The sequence below is a fragment of the Prauserella muralis genome, from assembly GCF_003202285.1.
Lineage (GTDB): Bacteria > Actinomycetota > Actinomycetes > Mycobacteriales > Pseudonocardiaceae > Prauserella_B > Prauserella_B muralis.
The window spans coordinates 75159-92690 of sequence record NZ_MASW01000002.1 but is presented as its reverse complement, the minus strand read 5'-3'; the positions used below and the strand labels follow the sequence as shown (position 1 = coordinate 92690).

Here is a 17532-nt window from a genome sequence, read left to right as displayed (position 1 = left end):
CCCTCGCGGGAGCCTCTCATCCCTAGGTCGAATGGGGAACGTCGCGGATCAACACGTCGCCCGGATTTTTTCCCGAGCCCCCGGATCCGCCTCCGACACCGGCCGCGGTGCTGGTCAGCCGACGCCTTAGGGTTCGGGCCATGATCGAGCAGCTCACCATCCCGACACCGGCCGGAGCGTTCGACGCGATCGCGGCGGGCCCCGGGGACGGCCGGCCGGTGCTGTTGCTGCACGGCTTCCCCGAGGCGGGGGTGCAGTGGGAGCACCAGGTGGCCGAGCTCGGCGCCGACGGCTACCGCGCCGTGGCGCCCGACCAGCGGGGCTACTCCCCCGCCGTGCGGCCGGAGGACCCCGCGGAGTACGGCATCGCCGAGCTGGTGGGTGACGTGCTCGCGCTGGCCGACGCACTCGGCTGGAGCCGGTTCGACCTGGTCGGCCACGACTGGGGCGCGGCCGTCGGGTGGTGGACGGCGGCGGAGCATGCCGCGCGGCTGCGCACGCTCACCGCGGTGTCCACCCCGCATCCGGCGGCACTGGCACAGGCCATCCGCACCGACGAGGACCAGGCGATGCGCTCGGCGTATCTGAGCGAGTGGCGGCAGACCCGTGCCACCGAGAAGCGGATGCTGGCGAACGACGCGGAGGCGCTGCGCCGGATGTTCGAGTGGAAGGTGCCGCGCGGCCACGTCGAGGACTACGTGCTGCGGCTGTCCGAGCCGGGCGCGCTCACGGCCGCGCTGAACTGGTACCGCGCAGGCCGCCCTGACGGCGAGGCGGGCCCGATCGAGGTGCCCACCCTGTACGTGTGGGGCACCGAGGACGTGGCGTTCGGCTCGACGGCGGCGCTCGGCACCGAGAACTGGGTCACCGGGCCGTACGAGTTCCGGATGTTCGAGGACGTCACGCACTGGCTGCCCGAGGAGGTGCCCGAGGCGTTCACCGCCGTGCTGCGGGAGTTCCTGGCTACGCGCTGAGCGTGCGCCGGGGCGGCCCGCCGGCGGCGCCGGTGGCGTCGAGGTCGATGCCCCTGCGGCGCAGCTTCGCCGTGTAGATGGTGTCGCGGGACAACGCCCTGCCCGCGAGCGTGGCGATCACGATGGCCGTCATGAGCGGCAGGATGACGGTGTACTGGCCGGTGAGCTCGAAGAGCACGATCACCGCCGTGATCGGGGCGCGGGCCGCGCCGGCGAACGCCGCGCCCATGCCGATGAGGCCGTAGACGCCCGCGGGCGCGGTGATCGCGGGCAGCGCCGAGTGCACCACCATGCCGAACGCCGTGCCGCCCATGGCACCGATGAACAACGACGGCGCGAACACCCCGCCGGAGCCGCCGATGCCGATGGTGAGGCTGGTGGCGAAGATCTTGCCGGCGAGCAGCACCAGCAAAAAGCCCCACAGGTACTCGCCCTGCACGGCGCTCTGCAGTACGGGATAGCCCACCCCGTACATCTCGGGAAGGGCCAGCAGCAGCGCGCCGTGCAGCAGCCCGCCCGCGGCGGGGCGCAGCCATTCCGGCCCGCGCCACACCCGGTCGCAGACGTCCTCGACGAGGTAGAGCACGCGGCTGAACGCCACACCGACGCCTCCGATCACGAGGCCGAGCACCACGAACAGGACGTACTCCACGGGGCTGTGCAGGCTGAACGGCGGCAGGTCGAGGAACGCCTCGTTGCCGAGCACGGCGCGGCCGACGACGGTCGCCGTGACGCTGGCGAGCACCACCGCGCCGAACGACTCGGCGGCGAAGCTGCGCAGGATCAGCTCCATCGCGAAGAACGGCCCGGTGAGCGGCGCGTTGAACGTGGCGGCGATGCCACCCGCGGCACCGCAGGCCACGAGCACCCGCAACCGGGAGTCGGGCAGCCGGACCGCCCTGCCGAGGGCCGACCCGAGCGCGGAGCCGATCTGGACGATCGGCCCTTCCCTCCCGACCGAGCCGCCGGAGCCGATGCAGAGCGCCGAGGCGAGCGCCTTCACACCGCTGACCTGTGCCGGGATCCGGCCGCCGCGCGCGGCGACGGCGTACATCACCTCGGGCACGCCGTGACCGCGTGCCTCGGGGGCGAAGCGCTGGACGAGCGGGCCGTGGACCAGCCCGGCGAGCACGGGGACGAGCAGGAGGAACCACGGCCCCAGCGCAGGCAGCCACGGGTGGGCGGCCCCGTCGGCGGCCGCGTAGTCCTCGTGCCCGGAGAACAGGCGGGTGAAGGCGTCGATCAGCCAGCGGAAGACGATGGCGCCGGCACCGGCGCCCGCACCGATCGTGATGGCGAGCACGGCAAGCCCGCTCACGCTCTCCCGCATCCAGCGGCTGACCTGCTGACGGAGAGCAACCATGATTGCAGTGTGCAACACTTGTCCGGGGCACGGGTACCGATTGTGAGGTAGAACGGTTCCATGTCCGACGACGTGGACACGATCACCGACGCCGTGCTGACCGCATCCCGGCTGCTCGTCGCCGTCTCGGCCCGCTCCATCGCCGAGGTGGACGACGCGATCACCATCCCGCAGTTTCGCCTGCTCGTGGTTCTGGAGAGCCGGGGCCCGAGCAAGCTCGCGACACTGGCCGAGAATCTCGGGGTCAACCCCTCCACGGCGACCCGGATGGTCGACCGGCTCGTCGCCGCGGGGATGATCAGCAGGGAGGCCAACCCCGCGTCCCGCCGGGAGCTCGTCGTGACGCTCACCGAGGCAGGCCAGTCCGTCGTCAGCGAGGTGACCAGGCGCAGGCGCGCGGAGATCACGCGCATCGTCAGCCGGATGCCGCAGTCGACGCGGCAGGGGCTGGTGCGCGCACTGACCGCGTTCACCGAGGCCGGTGGGGAACCCGCGATCTCGCAGCAGACCGACGCCCTGTGGGTGTGAGGCCGCTTCTCTGCCGGGTTCTGTCGGCCTCCTGAGCTACGGTCGGCAACCGTGATCGCGCATTCGGGCAAGGCCCTGTTCTCCGCCATCGGGCGGCTGGTGGTGCTCGTCGACGACGCCGACGCGGCGCTGGCGTTCTACCGGGACGTGCTCGGCTTCCGCGTCCTGCACGACCAGACGGCGGGCGGGTACCGGTACCTGCATGTCGGCGTGCCTGGGCAGGAGTCCGCGGGCCTGTGGCTCATGCCCGCCGTCACCGACCAGGAACGTGCGCGCGTCGGGCGGCAGTGCGGGGACCAGCCGCTGCTCGTGCTCTACACCGACGATCTGGACGCCGTCGCAGGGCGGCTGCGGGAGCACGGCGTGCGGGTGTGGGCCGAGCGGGACGACGCCGACAGCAGGTCCCTGCATTTCGCGGACCTCCACGGCAACGTCCTCATCGCGGCACAGCTGCGCTAGGCGGCCGAGCGCAGGATGTCCAGTGCCTCCTCGACATGGGGGCGGTGCGTGCGGTGACTGAGGATGCACAGCCGCGGCGTGTATCTGCCGTCGAGCACGGTGCTGGACAGGAAGATCCGCTTGCTCGCGTTGGCGGCCTCGAGCAGCCGCCGGTTGGCGCCGTCGCCGCCGGGCACCCGGAACACGAGCACGGTCAGGTCCGGCGGCACGGGAAGGTCGGCGAACTCCCGCAGCTCGCGGTGGGCGAACGCCGCGAGGTCCAGCTTCTCGTCGAGGGCCGCCCTGAACGCCCCCGCACCGTGCAGCCGCAGCGGCAGCCACAGCCGCAGGCCCCGGAAGTCCCGCGTCAGCTCCACACCGAGGTCGGCGAAGTCGGGCAGCACACCGTCGTGGTGCAGGTCCTGCAGGTAGTCGGCGTCGGCCACGTGCGCGGCCCGCAGGGCATTCTGGTCCCGCACGAGCAGCACACCCGTGCCGTAGGGCAGAAACAGCGACTTGTGCGGATCGAGCGTCACCGAGTCCGCCGCCTCGATGCCCGACAGGATCGCCCTGCCCCGGCCGGTCAGCTGGAACCCCCCGCCGTAGGCGGCGTCGACATGGAACCACAGACCCTCCTGCCGGGCCAGTTCGCCGAGCTCGGGCAGCGGATCGACGGTGCCGGTGCTGGTCGTGCCACCCGTGCCGACGAGCAGGAAGGGCCTGCGGCCCGCCGCCCGGTCGCGCCGGATCGCTTCGCGCGCCGCGTCCGGGTCCATCCTGAGCTCTGCGGTGACCGGCACTTCGCGCACCTGATCGGCCGTGAGCCCGGCGATCCGGGCGGCCTTCGCGACGCAGTGGTGGGTGTGCTCGGTGACGTAGACCGTGCCCGCCGGGGATGGACCGCCCAGCACCTGTTGCCGGGCGGCGCCGAGGGCCGACAGGGTCGCGGTCGAGGCTCCGGTCGTGACGACCCCGCCGGAGCCGGACGGCAGGCCGAACTCGTCGCACAACCACCGGATCACGCCGTGCTCCATCGCGACGAGCGCGGGAGCCAGTGAACTGACACCGGTGTAACGGTTCACCGTTGCCGCGAGGAGGTCGGCCAGCGCCGAGGCGAACAGGCCACCGGCCGGGAAGTAGGCCAGGTACCCGGGTCCCGCCGTCTCCACCGCGTAGGAGGCCGCCTCGCGGACGGTGGAGAGCAGTGACCCGAAGTCGCCCGGCTCCTCGCCGGGCGGGCCGAGCAGGTCGGGGACCAGTGCCTGACCGTCACCGAGCCCGGCCGCCGGGGCGGTGGGCAACCCTTCGAGGAAGTCGGAGACGAAGGAACTGGCGGCGTTCATCATCGCGGCGATCTCGTCGCGGGTCGGGTCCAGGGCCGGCTGCATAGCGCCACGCTACCTGCGAATCACCCCATCGGGTTCGCTCATCTGTTCGAGTATCGCGCTACCATTGCCGGACATCGAGATGGTCACCCACAGCCGGCCGGGCGGACGCCACGCGCCGGAGCACGCAGAAGGAGCCGCCATGGAGACGCACCCGCTTGTCGCCGCAGGGTACGGCCGCGCCGTCATCGGACGCCGGCGTCACCAAGGCCGCCGCTACCAGGGGAGTAGACCTGCAACAGCCGGGGCGACGAGGCGAATCCCTGCCTCTCGTAGGCCCGGATCGCCCGCGGGCTGGAGTGCACCGTCACCCGCTCCAACCGCAACTGTGCCGCCAGCCGCAGCACGGAGTCGACAAGCCGGCCGCCGATGCCGCCATCGCGCTCCTCCGGCCGGACGTAGACGGACTGCACGTCACCGGACAGGCGCCGACGGGCGTTCGGGGTCGGCACGCGCTGGACGACGGCCAGCCATGCCATGCCAACGACGGCGGTGCCGCGCAGGGCGATCACACACCGGTGCGAGGCCCGGTTCTCGCGCGCCCAGGCCGAGAACAAGCGCGTGAACTCCTCCTGCGTGGCGGCTGGGGTGTCACCGTTTTCTCGCACCCATCGCCAGCGCAGGTCGGCGATCCCCGGAAGGTCGTCGTCCTCCGCCGGGCGCACGATGATGTCGGCCATGCCGCCAGTGTGGCCGCATCGGCGTCACGGCCGCAGGAACTCGACCAACGCGGGCACGATCGCGTCGGCGGCCGGGCCGTGGCCCTGGCCGGGCAGCACACGCCGCGTCGCGTTCGGAAGGGCGGCCGCCACGGCGTCGGCGGCCTCCGGCATGCCGGGGAAGGTGGCGTCGCCGGAGAACACGACCGTGGGCACGGTGACGCCTGCCCATCGGGTGCGCCAGTCCGGGCCGGTTCCGACATCGTGCACGGCGGAAAGGTCGTAGACGAAGGTCGGCGCCACCGAGACCATGCCCGCCCACGAGGGGTCCTGCGCCATGCCTTCGACGGCCTCCTCGGGCAGGCCCATGACGTGGACCATGGTGTGGCGCACGGCCTCGTCGTGCCTGCCCTCGGCGATCAGGGCGCGCAGGGCGGAGAGGTCCTCAGCGTGCCCGGCCCCGGGGAACAGGGGCGGCTCGTACAGCGCGAGCGCCGCGACGCCGACGCCCTCGCTCGCCGCCGCCAGGCCGACCGTGGCTCCCGAGGAACTCGTGTAGAGGGTCGCCGGTCCGCCGACGGCGTCGATCAGGGCGGCCACGTCCTCGACCTCGCGGCGCAGGTCCCAGGGCGCCATGTCGCCGGACCGGCCGCGCCCGCGGCGGTCGTAGTCGATGGCCGTGAAGCCCTCGGCGGCGAGCTTCGTGGCGATCTCGGTGGTGCCCTGGTCGATCGCGCGGTGCTGGGTCATGCCACCAATGAAGATCACCGGGTGGCCCTGGCCGTAACGGTCGTAGTCGATGACCGTGCCGTCGGAGGAGATGACCGTGCTCATGCCGGAACCTCGATTCTGCCGTGGGCGGGGAGCGGCGTCCCCTCGTCGACGGGTAAGACCGCTCCCGCTGCCGAAAATCATCGCCGCTCCCGGGCAGGCCTTGCGCTCACCGTCCGAAGCAGCCACACTCGTGAAACTCATTCATGTCTACTACAGGGTAGGTAGAGTCATGAGGACGTGCCTCGCGCGGCTGGGCGCCCTGGCCGCCACGATCCTGCTGACGACGGCGCTCGCCCCCGCCGCGCACGCCGCACCCCCCGCCCGCGACGTCATGTTCGTGGGCAACAACTGGGACGGCACCGTGGACCTGGTGGACGCGAGAACCTTCGAGAAGTACCAGCGCATCAACGTGGTGCCCGACCTCGCCGAGCGCAAGGCCGGCATGACGCCCGACCAGCTCGTCGCGATGCTCGTCATCCGGCAGACGGCGGGCGAGGGGCACGACCAGCTGGTGGACGACATCATGGTCTCGCCGGACGGCAGGACCATGTACGTGTCCCGGCCGAGTCTGGGCGACGTCTCCGCCTTCGACGTGGCCACCGGCGCGCAGCGCTGGTTCACCCGCGTCGACGGCTACCGCTCCGACCACATGGCCCTCTCCCCCAACGGCCGCACGTTGCTCGTCTCGGCCACCACCGCCAACGTCGTGAACGTCGTCGACACCGCCACGGGCGAGATCACCGGCCGCATCCGCAGCGGCGACTTCCCGCACGAGAACCAGTTCTCCGCCGATGGCTCCACCATCTACAACGCCACCATCGGCAACGTCGTCGCACCCGACGCACCGCTGCTGGACGCCGCCAAGGGCAGGCGCTGGCTGACCATCGCCGACGCGGCCACCCTGCAGGTGAAGAAGGTCATCGACTTCGGTGTCGGCATCCGCCCGTTCGTGGTCATGCCCGACCAGCGCACCATGTACGCCCAGCTGTCGTTCCACAACGGCTTCGTGGAGTACGACCTGGCCGAGGAGCGGATCACGCGGACCGTGCACCTGCCGCTGTCCGAGGAAGCCAAACGGATGAAGCGTGAGGACTATCCGCTCGACTCGGCCCACCACGGGCTGGCGATGAACGCCGACCGCAGCAAGATCTGCGACGCGGGCACCATCTCCGACTACGCGGCGATCCTCTCGGTGCCCGCACTCACCGTCGACGAGATCGTGCCGACGGGCAAGAAGCCCTACTGGGCGGCGACCTCACCCGACGGCAGGCATTGTTTCCTGTCCAACAGCGAGAGCGACGACATCTCCGTGGTGTCGTACGACAATCCACGCGAGGTGGCCAGGATTCCCGTCGGTGACCACCCGCAGCGCGTCCGCGGCTACACCGTGCCCTCCGACGTCCTCGCGTCATGAGGATCCGCGCGCTCGCCCTCGCCGTGGCCGCGGGCCTCGGAACGCTCACCGCACCGGTCACCACGACCGCGCCCGCGGCGCCCTCCGGACAGGCGGAACCGTATCTCGTCGGACGCGGCATCGCCGATGCCACCGGCGAGGTGGCCGAGGTCGGCATGATGGGATACGGCCGGTTCGACCAGCGGGCCGAGGGCTTGCACAACCGGTTGCGGGCGCGCTCGTTCGTCATCGCCGACCGCGCCACCGGCGAACGCGTACTGCTGGTCGTGGTGGATTCGCCGATGATCTTCACCAGCGTGCGCCAGGCCGTCCTGCGGCAGCTGGCCGAGCGCTACGGGAATCTCTACACCGAACGGAACGTGCTGATCACCGGCACGCACACCCATGCGGGCCCCGGCGGCTACTCACACCATCTGCTGTACAACCTCACCACCATCGGATTCCACCGCAAGACGTTCGACGCGATCACCGAGGGCATCGTGGAGTCGGCGATGCGCGCGCACGCCGACGCCGCACCCGCCTCGCTGACGCTCACCCACGGTGAGCTGACCGGCGCGAGTGCCAACCGCTCCCGGGAGGCGTTCGAGCGCAACCCGGCCGCCGACCGGGACTTCTTCCCCGACGCGATCGACCCGCAGACCTCGCTGCTGCGCATCGAACGGGACGGGCGCGCGGTGGGGGCGATCAACTGGTTCGCGACCCACAACACCAGCATGTCGGGCGACAATAGGCTGATCAGCGCCGACAACAAGGGCTACGCGGCCTACCACTGGGAACACGACGTGGAGGGCGTGGACTACCGGACCTCCGATCCGGGCTTCGTCGCGGCGTTCGCACAGACCAACGCGGGAGACATGTCGCCGAACCTCGACCTCACGCCGCCGTCGACGCCCGAGGACTTCGCCCGGACCCGCGACATCGGCAGGCGCCAGTACGACGCCGCCGCGGCGCAGGTGAACGCGCGGGGCACCCGCCTGGACGGTGGCGTCGACTCGCGCCTCGTCAACGTCGATCTGTCCGAAGTGGAGGTCCGGCCCGAGTTCACCGGCGACGGCAGGCATCATCGAACCTGCGATCCCGCCGTCGGCGCCGCGATGGCGGCGGGCAGTACCGAGGACGGTCCGGCGTTTCCGCTCTTCGCCGAGGGCCAGAACCCGTTGTGGGACACGGTGTCCGGATCGGTGCTCTACACGGCGTCGCCCGAGCTGAGACAATGCCAGGCGCCCAAGGGCATCGTGGTGCCGATCGGCGCGATGAACGCTGCGTACCCGTGGGTCGCCGAGCGGGTGCCCGTGCAGCTCGTGCGCGTGGGAACGCTGTACCTGCTGGGAGTCCCCGGCGAGGTCACGATCGCGGCGGGCCTGCGGTTGCGCCGCACGGTGGCCGAGGTGGTCGGCGCCGACATACGGGACGTGCTCGTCGCCGGGTACAGCAACGGCTACATCCACTACGTCACCACGCCGGAGGAGTACGACGCGCAGCAGTACGAGGGCGGCAGCACGTTGTTCGGCAGGTGGCAGCTTCCCGCTCTGCAGCAGACCGCGGCGGAACTCGCCTCCGCCCTGCGTGACGGCCGCGCACTGGCGCCGGGCAGCGCGCCCGCCGACCTGTCCGGACGGCAGCTGTCCCTGCAGCCCGGCGTGGTCCTGGACTCGCCTCAGCCGGGCAGGCGTTTCGGTGACGTGCTCGCCCAGCCCGCACCGCGTTACGCGCGTGGCGAGCAGGTGTCCGTCACGTTCGCGGGCGCACACCCGGGCAACGACCTGCATCGCGGTGGCACCTACCTGGAAGTTCAACGCAGGCAAGGGAGTTCCTGGCACACCGTCGCCGATGACGGTGACTGGTCGACGACCTTCCGCTGGACTCGCGACGGAGTCGCCGCGTCCAAGGTCACGATCGGGTGGACCGTGCCCGCGGACGCCGAGGGCGTCTATCGCGTCCGTTATCACGGCGACGCCAAGGGTCTGCTGGGCCGCGTCACCGCGTTCACCGGCACGTCCAACCAGTTCACGGTGGCCGGTTGACCAAGGTCACGCTGCTCCGATCGGCTCACGGCTGGTGTGACATCTTCGCGGCAAGTGCTACTTTGAGTGTCCGTCCGATTACCGGAGGCGGGCGCACGACAGCTCAAGCCCGCGGTGGCCGAGGAGTACCAGATGCACTCGCACGCTTCGTGGCTGGGTAAGGCAACCGAGACGGTCGCGGCGCTGTTGTCCGAGATGTCCTCGGATCCCTCCGGACGGTTCTCGCCTTCCGTCTACGAGACGGGCAGGCTGGTCGCGATCACGCCGTCGCTGGAGCGGCACGCGGAGCGCGTGCGGTTCCTGCTCACCGAGCAACGACCCGACGGCCGTTGGGGCGGGCCCGGTGACTACGACATCGTCCCCACGCTCAGCGCCACCGACGGACTGCTCGCCGAAGCGGCGCGGCCCACGGCGACACCGGCCGTCGCGGCCGCGGCCGAGCGCGGGCTGCGCGCGCTCCGGAACCGCCTGCACCCCACCGGGTCGCTGCCCGACACGGTCGCGGTGGAGATCGTGGTGCCAAGCCTCGTGGACAGCCTCAACGAGCGGCTGCGGCTGCGTGGCGCCGCACCGCTGTCCACGCCACGGGACACCTACGGTGCGCTGCTGGCCGGGCTGCGCGACGCCGTGGCGCGCGGGCACACGGTGCCGGACAAGCTGCAGCACTCGCTGGAGGTCATCGGCGCGCCCGCCCAGGGCGCGGCGTTCATCACGCCCATGGCGGGTGGCGTGGTGGGCTGCTCCCCGGCTGCGACGGCCGTCTGGCTCGGCGACGAGCAGATCCGCGAAGGCGGGCATCCGTCGATCGACTACCTGCGCGGGGTGCAGGACGCCGGCGGCGGGGTGCCCGTCGCCGCGCCGCTCGCGCTGTTCGAACGGTCGTGGGTACTGTCCACGCTCGCGGACTCCGGCATCGAGTTCACCGCACCCGCCGAACTGGTGCGCAGCCTGCACGACGCGTTCGACGAGGACGGCGCGGCGGGTGGGCTCGGGCTGCCACCCGACGCCGACGACACGGCCACGGCGCTGTATGCCCTGGCGCTGCTCGGCAGCCCGCGTTCTCCGGAATGCCTCTGGGCGTACCAGTCGGGCGAGCACTTCAGCTGCTTCCCCGAGGAACGCACACCGTCGACGAGCACGAACGCGCATGTGCTGCAGGCGATCGGCGCGTCGCTGAGCGGGGACCTGCCCGGGCGGGAGCGTTACGCCCGCGCGCTGACGGCCGTGACGGGGTGGCTCGTGGAGCAACAGAGCGCCGACGGAACATGGCAGGACAAGTGGCATGCCTCGCCGTACTACGCGACGGTGTGCTGCGCCACCGCGCTCGCCTGCTACGGAGGCGAGGCCGGCTCGCAGGCCGCCCGCACGGCCGTGGGGTGGGTGCTGGACAGCCAGCGGGCCGACGGCTCCTGGGGTCGTTGGGAGGGCACCAGGGAGGAGACCGCCTACGCACTCCGCACCCTGCTGCGAACCGGGGTCGCCAGGGACGACGACGCGATCGAGCGCGCGGCCGCGCGCGGCTGCGCGTTCCTGCTCGCGGTCGATCCCGGCCGCAGGCACCCGGCGCTGTGGCACGACAAGGACCTGTACACGCCGCTGCGCGTCGTGGACACGGAGATCTTCGCCGCGCAGCACCTGGCCCTGAGTGACCCCAGGATCGCCGCGCTCGTCGCCCGCGAGGAGACGAGAATCGAGGCGTCGTGAACCGCACCGAGCTGCGCATGGCCCTGCGGCCACTCGCCTTCCTCGACGCACACGCGCACTCACCGCACCGCTATGTGGAGCTCTCCCAGGAACCGGCGCCGAAACTCCTGGTGTGGGATCCGGACACAGTGGACTGGATTTTTCGCTCCGATCACTCCCTCGGCCACCCTGGCAGCCGCGCGATGCGGCCCGTCCTTGGCTCGAAGTCGCTGCTGTGGACCGACGGTCCGCGCTATGCCGCCTACCGGCGGGTACTCGGTCCCCCGCTGGGTACCCGTAGGCTGGGCGACTACCACGACCTCATCACCGGCATCGCAGGCCGTGCGATCGACGCACTCACGCCGGGCACGGTGTTCACCCTGGCCGACTGGACCCGTCAGGTGACTCTGAAGGTGGCGGCCACGATCGTGCTCGGGCGCGCCGACACCGCCGTGCTGGGGCAGTTCACAGCCTGGATCGACCGGGCACTCGCCTCAGTGCCTCGTACGTTCGCTTACCGCCTGCTGCGCGGCGGGCTCCCCACGTCGAGCAGGGAACTGGACCGGGCGCTCGTCACGCAGGCTCGCGCCGGGGTGTCCGGGCCGCAGGCCACGCTGGCCTCGTTGCTGCTGTCCGACGACAGTCCCGTGGGAGCCATCGACGACGACGAGCTCCGCGACCAGATCGTGTCGTTGCTGTTCGCAGGCCACGAGACCACCGCGTCCGCCACCGCATGGACGCTGTTCTGGCTCGATCGCCACGATGACGTCCGGCACGACGTGCTCGCGGAGCTTTCATCCACGTCGGACAGCGGTGCCGACGCGAAGGCCGTTCCGCTGCTTCAGGCATGCGTGCAGGAGGCCCTGCGGATCACCCCGCCGGTGCCCGCGGCGGGCAACCGCAGGCTGCCCGGCGACACGGAGCTGCTCGGAAGGCGGCTGCCTGCCGGATCGGTTGTCGCGCCAAGCATCTACCTGGCACATCGCCAGCCCGATTCCTTTCCCGGCCCACGCCGCTTCGACCCTGCTCGTTTCCTCGGCAGGCGGCAGCCGCCCCAGCACTACCTTCCCTTCGGCGGCGGCGCGCGGCACTGTCTCGGCAGCCAGCTCGGCCAGCTGGAGGTCCGGGTCATCGCCGCTGCGCTGCTGCGCCGGCGCTCCCTGCGCTGCATCGATCCGCATGCCGGTGTGCCGGCCCTGCGTGGCCACGCGATGGCACCAGCACGGGCACTGCGGATGGAGGTGACCGCGTGCCACGACTAGCGCGTGGCTCGGTGTGGCGTGATCTCGTCGCCGTGCACCGCCTCGAGTACACGCTGCCGGTCAACTACCTGTGCTACGCCACGTGGGGCGCCGGTTTCGCCGCAGCCGGCACCGACGGGGCAGGTGCCCTGCCCACCGGGCCCGTGCTCGTCGCCGTACTCGCCAACCTGCTGCTGATCGTCGGCCCCCTCGCGCTGAACGTCGCCGTGGACGTGACGACCGACGAGCGGCACGGTGAGAAGGGCTACCTGGCGAGTGCAGTGTCCCGGATCGGGCGGGTGCGCATGCTGCGCTGGGCCATCGCCGAGCTTGCCTCCGGACTCGTACTGTCCATTGTGGTCACCGTGTGGACCGGCTCGTGGTTGCCCGCCGTCGCCGGCACCATGCTGGTCGCGGCACAGCTGGCATACAACGTGGAGCCGGTACGGCTGAAACGGCGCGGCTTCGCGGGGCCGGTCGCTTTCGGACTGGCATCCGTCTCGCTGCCTTTTCTCGTGTCCTACGGCGCTCTCAGCGCTGTTCTCCCGGCGGCGGTGTGGCTGCTCGTCGCGGGCGTCGGTGTGCTCTCGATCGGGCGGACGGTGTGGTGGTCGTTGCCCGACCGGATGGTGGATACCGCATCAGGCGTCACGACGCCCAGCGTGCGATACGGGGTTGCTCGCACGGTAGTGGCCTGCGCAGGCATTCTGCTGTCCGGGGCGGTGGCCGTCGCCGGTGCGCTGTGGTGGCTCTACGGACCATTGTGGGCACTGCTCGGCATCGTCGCCCACGCCGTGTACATCGGCGACGCAGCACGGCTCCTCACTCAGGTGTCCGATCACTCGCTGCCGAGTGCCCGCCGCATGCTCAAGCGCGCCATGCCGCTGGTCACGCTGGGCGACGTACTGCTGCTCGTGGTGGCGCTCGCGAACCTCTGAGCCGTGCGAGCGCGCCTGGTCAGGGCTTGCGACCGAGCCCGGCGTGCACCGGCACCCGGTCCGGGTTCTTGACGAGGCCTTCCGCCTCCGGCTTCCACAGCGGCACCGGCACGACACCCGGATCCTCGACGTCGAGGCCATCGAGGAACTCGACCACGCGGTCACCGTCGCGCAGCGTGACGGCAGGCGGGGTGCCGAACATCCTGCTGAACAGCCCGAGCCCGTTGGCCAGTTCCTCGTCCTCGCTGAAATGCACGATACCCACGTAGCTGCCGGAGGGCAGCCGGTCGACATAGGACCTGACCACGTACGCCGGATTCTCGGAGTCGGACAGGTACAGCAGCGTCTCGATGAACAGCACGGCGAGAGGCTGGTCGAGATCGAACAGCCTGCGGGCCTCGGCGGAGCCGAGAATCGCCTCCGCGTCGCGGACGTCGGCGCAGAGATAGGCGGCGTTGTCGTCGCCTTCGAGGATCGTGGCACCGTCGGCGGCAACCGAGGGCTCCAGATCCACATACAGAACCCGCGCGTCCACACCCTGTTTCTGGGCGACCCTCGTGCACGTGCCCGAGGGTCGGGATGCCGGAGCCCAGGTCGAGGAACTGGCGTACTCCCTGAGCGAGCAGGTGCGTCGTCATGCGGCGGAGCAGCTCGCGTGACTCCCGCACGAGGTACGGAATCTGCGGAGCGCACAACGCGATGCGGTTGGCGAACTCCCGATCATCCTCCGAGTGGTGCGCTCCTTCCAGCCAGCAGTCGTTGATGCGCGCGATGCTCGGCTGGCCAGAGCCGTTCTGGCCTTCGGTCTCGACGGGGAGTGCCACTCTGAGTACGCCTCCTCGGGTCACGACCCGCTTCGGTCCCGGCTATGTCCGCCACACAGGGCACCAGATTCTACTGCGAACGGCAGCGGAATCCAGGCGCGGGCACACCATGCCATTCTGCCGGATGACATCGTTTTCCGGTACCACGCAAGGAAAAGCGGCACGCCGCGTCGTAGCGCGCTACGCCGCTTTGGACGGTGGTGCCGCGAGTCAGCGACCGCCGGGCAGGAGCTCCTGCGCCTTGGTCTTCGCGCCCTGCACCAGCACGTGCCAGGCGTTCGGGTCGCCGGAGAGCAGGGCCTGGGTCGTCGACCTCACCTGCTCGAACGTCGCGTGCGGCGGGATCGGTGGCACCTCGGGATCACAGCGCACGTCGAGCACCGCCGGGCGGTCAGCGGCGAGCACCCGGTCCCACGCGGCGCCGAGCTCCGCAGGGTCGTCCACGGACACGGCCTCCAGCCCGAGACTCGCGGCGAAGTCGGCGTAGGACACCTCGGGCAGCGACTGTGACTCCTCGAACTTCGGCGCGCCGCCCATTGCCCGCAGTTCCCACGTCACCTGGTTGAGGTCGTTGTTGTGGAAGACGCACACCACCAGCCGCGGGTCGCTCCACAGCCGGTGGTACCGCGCGATGGTGATCAGTTCCGCCAGTCCGTTCATCTGCATCGCACCGTCGCCCGCGAGCGCGACCACCGGCCTGTCGGGGAAGGCGAACTTGGCGCCGATGGCGTAGGGCACCGCCGGGCCCATCGTGGCCAGCGACCCGGAGAGGGAGCCGCGCATGCGCCCGCGCATCCGGAGGTTGCGGGCGTACCAGTTGGTCGACGAACCCGAGTCGGCGGTGACGATCGCGTCCTCGGGGAGGCGCGGCGACAGCTCGTGCACGACGCGGATCGGGTTCACCGGCTTCGCGTCGAGCATGGCCTGCTGCTCCATCGTCTCCCACCACGACGCGACGTTGCCCTCGATCGTCTCCCGCCAGGAACGCTCCTCGTGCCGGTCCAGCAGCGGCAGCAGAGCCCGCAGCGTGGCCTTGGCCTCTCCCACCAGCCCGACCTCGGTCGGGTAGCGCATGCCGAGCACGCTCTCGTCCATGTCGATCTGCACGGCCCGCGCCTGGCCGAACTCGGGCAGGAACTGCGAGTACGGCAGGTTGGAGCCGACGATCAGCAGCGTGTCGCAGTCACGCATCAGCTCGTAGCTCGGGCGCGTGCCGAGCAGGCCGATCGCGCCGGTGACGTAGGGCAGGTCGTCGGGGAGCACGTCCTTGCCGAGCAACGCCTTCGCCACCCCGGCGCCGGTCACGTCCGCGACGTGCCGGACCTCCTCGGCGGCGTTGCGCGCGCCCTGGCCGATGAGTATCGCGACCTTGCGCCCCGCGTTGAGCACGGCGGCGGCGTGTGCCAGCTCGTCCTCCGGCGGCACCAGCACCGAATGCGGCGTGCTCGGCGGGCTGGAGGGTACGTGCTTGAACTCGTGCTCCGGCGGACTGTACTCCTCCTCCTGCAGGTCGGCGGGCACGATGACAGCGGTGGGCGCCTGCCGGGCCCTGGCGGCGCGAAACGCGCGGTCGAGGGCGTTGGGCAGCTGCTCGGCGACGTTGACCTCCACCAGGTAGGCGCCGGCCACGTCCTTCAGCAGCGGCTGCAGGTCCACCTCCTGCTGGTAGCTGCCGCCCATGGCGCTGCGGGCGGTCTGGCCGACGACCGCCACCACCGGCACGTGGTCGAGCTTGGCGTCGTAGAGCCCGTTGAGCAGGTGGATGGCTCCGGGACCGGAGGTGGCCAGGCACACCCCCACCTCGCCGCTGAACTTGGCGTAGCCGACGGCCTGGAACGCCGACATCTCCTCGTGCCGGGACTGGACGAACCGGGGCTGGTTGTCGGCGCGGCCGAAGGCGGCCAGGATGCCGTTGATCCCGTCCCCGGGGTAGCCGAACACCTGCTCGACGCCCCACTCCCCCAGCCGCCGCACGACCTGGTCGGCCACCGTCTCGGCCATGTCGCCTCCTCGCTCGCTGCCGCCGCTCGGCCACCGGCTACCCGAAGTGGCTGCGGGCAATCCCCCGGCCCTTACGATGTCGGGCGTGAAGCACATCCACGCCGGCAAGGTCCGGGACCTCTACGAAGACGGCGGGGACATCCTGCTCGTCGCCTCCGACCGGGTTTCGGTCTACGACGTGACACTGCCGACGCCGATTCCCGGCAAGGGTGCTCTTCTCACGCAGCTCTCGCTGTGGTGGTTCGATCGCCTGCGCGACGTCGTGCCCAACCACGTGCTCTCGGCCACCGAGGTACCGCCGGAGTTCGCCGGCCGGGCCATCCGCTGCAAGCCGCTGGACATGGTGAAGGTGGAGTGCATCGCGCGCGGCTACCTCACCGGCCTCGGCCTGCGCGAGTACCAGGCCAACGGCACGGTGTCCGGGGTCGCGCTGCCCGAGGGGCTGCAGGAGGGCAGCCGCCTGCCGGAGCCGATCTTCACGCCGACGACCAAGGCCGATGTCGGCCACGACGAGTTCATCACCTTCGACGACGTGGTCGCCCAGGTCGGCGGCGACCTCGCTGAGCGCCTGCGCGCGCTCACGCTCGACATCTACCGCGCGGGTGCCGAGCACGCCGCCGCGAGGGGCATCATCGTCGCCGACACCAAGCTGGAGTTCGGCCTGGACGAGGACGGCGTGCTGACCCTCGGCGACGAGGTGCTGACCTCGGACTCGTCGCGGTTCTGGCCCGCCGACCAGTGGGAGCCCGGCCGCCCGCAGTTCTCCTTCGACAAGCAGTTCGTCCGCGACTGGGCGACCGGCACCGGCTGGGACAGGACCCCGCCGGGACCCGAGGTGCCTCCCGACGTCGTGGAGGCCACGCGCGCCCGCTACGCCGAGGTGTACGAACGCATCACGGGCAACACGTGGGGCCGGCCGGCGTAGGCGACGCCGCTACTCGGCGAGCCCCCGGCGCTCGCCCCGCTCGGAGGACGGCCAGCCGGACACGTGCAGGCAGGCCGCCACGGCGAGCACCAGCGCGCCGAGGAAGAGCAGTCCGAAGTTGAGAGTCACGATCCCCAGCACGATGACCACCGCGGCCAGTGCGTCGATGGCGAACCGGGAGATCCGGCCTCGCCCCCGCGCGGCCGACGGCGTGGTGCCCTGGCCGAGCGCCTGCGCCAGATCGGGATCGTCGAGTTCGAACCAGTGCTGTATACGCTCGAGCTCCTGCCTTTCGTGGTGACTCAGCATCGCGGCTCCTCGGGCATCCGGACTTCACGCGGGACGTGGTCGATGCGAACTG

Annotated in this window: 16 protein-coding genes and 1 pseudogene; 9 read left to right on the top strand and 8 right to left on the bottom strand. The window is 71.1% G+C overall.

Features of this window, described 5'->3' with window-relative positions; all coding sequences use genetic code 11:
- The first annotated feature begins 140 nt into the window (after positions 1 to 140).
- The gene (locus tag BAY60_RS11535) at positions 141 to 974 is read left to right on the top strand and encodes an alpha/beta fold hydrolase (protein ID WP_112280951.1); all 834 of its coding nucleotides are present in this window, start codon (positions 141 to 143) and stop codon (positions 972 to 974) included.
- Here BAY60_RS11535 and BAY60_RS11530 read toward each other — a convergent pair.
- A complete protein-coding gene (locus BAY60_RS11530; RefSeq protein WP_112280950.1) occupies positions 964 to 2337 on the bottom strand; it encodes a chloride channel protein in 1374 nt (457 codons plus the stop codon). The two genes, BAY60_RS11535 and BAY60_RS11530, sit on opposite strands and share 11 nt — an antisense overlap.
- 60 nt (positions 2338 to 2397) lie before the next feature.
- Between BAY60_RS11530 and BAY60_RS11525 the strand changes: the two genes are divergently transcribed.
- Together BAY60_RS11525 and BAY60_RS11520 are read left to right on the top strand one after the other, a co-directional pair.
- Complete coding sequence (locus BAY60_RS11525; protein WP_112280949.1) at positions 2398 to 2865, top strand: MarR family winged helix-turn-helix transcriptional regulator; 468 nt, start codon at positions 2398 to 2400, stop codon at positions 2863 to 2865.
- A 51-nt stretch (positions 2866 to 2916) separates the two neighbouring features.
- Positions 2917 to 3324, top strand: coding sequence for a VOC family protein (locus tag BAY60_RS11520; protein WP_112280948.1), 408 nt, complete (start codon positions 2917 to 2919; stop codon positions 3322 to 3324).
- Here BAY60_RS11520 and BAY60_RS11515 read toward each other — a convergent pair.
- The 3 genes from BAY60_RS11515 to BAY60_RS11505 form a co-directional block, all read right to left on the bottom strand.
- Positions 3321 to 4691 (bottom strand): pyridoxal phosphate-dependent decarboxylase family protein, encoded by a 1371-nt coding sequence (locus tag BAY60_RS11515; RefSeq protein ID WP_112280947.1) that lies wholly within the window; start codon positions 4689 to 4691, stop codon positions 3321 to 3323. The two genes, BAY60_RS11520 and BAY60_RS11515, sit on opposite strands and share 4 nt — an antisense overlap.
- A gap of 182 nt (positions 4692 to 4873) precedes the next feature.
- Positions 4874 to 5368: a GNAT family N-acetyltransferase gene (locus BAY60_RS11510; protein WP_112280946.1), complete on the bottom strand. Its 495-nt coding sequence runs from the start codon at positions 5366 to 5368 to the stop codon at positions 4874 to 4876.
- A 24-nt stretch (positions 5369 to 5392) separates the two neighbouring features.
- A complete protein-coding gene (locus tag BAY60_RS11505) occupies positions 5393 to 6181 on the bottom strand; it encodes an alpha/beta fold hydrolase (protein ID WP_170160383.1) in 789 nt (262 codons plus the stop codon).
- Positions 6182 to 6350: 169 nt separating this feature from the next.
- Between BAY60_RS11505 and BAY60_RS11500 the strand changes: the two genes are divergently transcribed.
- From BAY60_RS11500 to BAY60_RS11480, 5 genes are all read left to right on the top strand, one after another.
- On the top strand, positions 6351 to 7535 hold the full coding sequence (locus BAY60_RS11500) for a YncE family protein (RefSeq protein WP_112280944.1): 1185 nt from the start codon (positions 6351 to 6353) through the stop codon (positions 7533 to 7535).
- On the top strand, positions 7532 to 9559 hold the full coding sequence (locus tag BAY60_RS11495) for a neutral/alkaline ceramidase (protein ID WP_112280943.1): 2028 nt from the start codon (positions 7532 to 7534) through the stop codon (positions 9557 to 9559). Before BAY60_RS11500 ends, BAY60_RS11495 begins: the two co-directional genes overlap by 4 nt.
- Positions 9560 to 9691: 132 nt before the next feature.
- On the top strand, positions 9692 to 11263 hold the full coding sequence (locus BAY60_RS11490; protein ID WP_112282317.1) for a prenyltransferase/squalene oxidase repeat-containing protein: 1572 nt from the start codon (positions 9692 to 9694) through the stop codon (positions 11261 to 11263).
- Positions 11260 to 12504 (top strand): cytochrome P450, encoded by a 1245-nt coding sequence (locus BAY60_RS11485; RefSeq protein WP_112280942.1) that lies wholly within the window; start codon positions 11260 to 11262, stop codon positions 12502 to 12504. Before BAY60_RS11490 ends, BAY60_RS11485 begins: the two co-directional genes overlap by 4 nt.
- Complete coding sequence (locus tag BAY60_RS11480) at positions 12492 to 13421, top strand: UbiA prenyltransferase family protein (protein ID WP_170160382.1); 930 nt, start codon at positions 12492 to 12494, stop codon at positions 13419 to 13421. Before BAY60_RS11485 ends, BAY60_RS11480 begins: the two co-directional genes overlap by 13 nt.
- 19 nt (positions 13422 to 13440) lie before the next feature.
- On the opposite strand, the gene BAY60_RS38300 is transcribed toward BAY60_RS11480, so the two are convergent.
- The 3 genes and pseudogenes from BAY60_RS38300 to BAY60_RS11470 form a co-directional block, all read right to left on the bottom strand.
- The gene (locus BAY60_RS38300; RefSeq protein WP_249043286.1) at positions 13441 to 13956 is read right to left on the bottom strand and encodes an SAM-dependent methyltransferase; all 516 of its coding nucleotides are present in this window, start codon (positions 13954 to 13956) and stop codon (positions 13441 to 13443) included.
- An 82-nt stretch (positions 13957 to 14038) separates the two neighbouring features.
- Positions 14039 to 14245, bottom strand: a pseudogene (locus BAY60_RS38295) (SAM-dependent methyltransferase); the annotation flags it as partial.
- 210 nt (positions 14246 to 14455) lie between these two features.
- The gene (locus BAY60_RS11470) at positions 14456 to 16246 is read right to left on the bottom strand and encodes a thiamine pyrophosphate-requiring protein (RefSeq protein WP_112280940.1); all 1791 of its coding nucleotides are present in this window, start codon (positions 16244 to 16246) and stop codon (positions 14456 to 14458) included.
- A 76-nt stretch (positions 16247 to 16322) separates the two neighbouring features.
- Between BAY60_RS11470 and BAY60_RS11465 the strand changes: the two genes are divergently transcribed.
- Positions 16323 to 17171 (top strand): phosphoribosylaminoimidazolesuccinocarboxamide synthase, encoded by an 849-nt coding sequence (locus tag BAY60_RS11465; RefSeq protein ID WP_112280939.1) that lies wholly within the window; start codon positions 16323 to 16325, stop codon positions 17169 to 17171.
- Positions 17172 to 17180: 9 nt separating this feature from the next.
- Here BAY60_RS11465 and BAY60_RS11460 read toward each other — a convergent pair whose 3' ends face one another.
- On the bottom strand, positions 17181 to 17480 hold the full coding sequence (locus tag BAY60_RS11460) for a DUF3040 domain-containing protein (RefSeq protein ID WP_112280938.1): 300 nt from the start codon (positions 17478 to 17480) through the stop codon (positions 17181 to 17183).
- Between the last annotated feature and the right edge of the window lie 52 nt (positions 17481 to 17532).

What these genes read in the sequence shown, in the direction of transcription:
- BAY60_RS11470 (WP_112280940.1), bottom strand. Translation starts at nt 16,246, where the DNA reads ATGGCCGAGACGGTGGCCGACCAGGTCGTGCGGCGGCTGGGGGAGTGG.
- BAY60_RS11515 (WP_112280947.1), bottom strand. Translation starts at nt 4,691, where the DNA reads ATGCAGCCGGCCCTGGACCCGACCCGCGACGAGATCGCCGCGATGATG.
- BAY60_RS11500 (WP_112280944.1), top strand. Translation starts at nt 6,351, where the DNA reads ATGAGGACGTGCCTCGCGCGGCTGGGCGCCCTGGCCGCCACGATCCTG.
- BAY60_RS11525 (WP_112280949.1), top strand. Translation starts at nt 2,398, where the DNA reads ATGTCCGACGACGTGGACACGATCACCGACGCCGTGCTGACCGCATCC.
- BAY60_RS11465 (WP_112280939.1), top strand. Translation starts at nt 16,323, where the DNA reads ATGTCGGGCGTGAAGCACATCCACGCCGGCAAGGTCCGGGACCTCTAC.
- BAY60_RS11510 (WP_112280946.1), bottom strand. Translation starts at nt 5,368, where the DNA reads ATGGCCGACATCATCGTGCGCCCGGCGGAGGACGACGACCTTCCGGGG.
- BAY60_RS11535 (WP_112280951.1), top strand. Translation starts at nt 141, where the DNA reads ATGATCGAGCAGCTCACCATCCCGACACCGGCCGGAGCGTTCGACGCG.
- BAY60_RS11495 (WP_112280943.1), top strand. Translation starts at nt 7,532, where the DNA reads ATGAGGATCCGCGCGCTCGCCCTCGCCGTGGCCGCGGGCCTCGGAACG.
- BAY60_RS11530 (WP_112280950.1), bottom strand. Translation starts at nt 2,337, where the DNA reads ATGGTTGCTCTCCGTCAGCAGGTCAGCCGCTGGATGCGGGAGAGCGTG.
- BAY60_RS11505 (WP_170160383.1), bottom strand. Translation starts at nt 6,181, where the DNA reads ATGAGCACGGTCATCTCCTCCGACGGCACGGTCATCGACTACGACCGT.
- BAY60_RS11490 (WP_112282317.1), top strand. Translation starts at nt 9,692, where the DNA reads ATGCACTCGCACGCTTCGTGGCTGGGTAAGGCAACCGAGACGGTCGCG.
- BAY60_RS11460 (WP_112280938.1), bottom strand. Translation starts at nt 17,480, where the DNA reads ATGCTGAGTCACCACGAAAGGCAGGAGCTCGAGCGTATACAGCACTGG.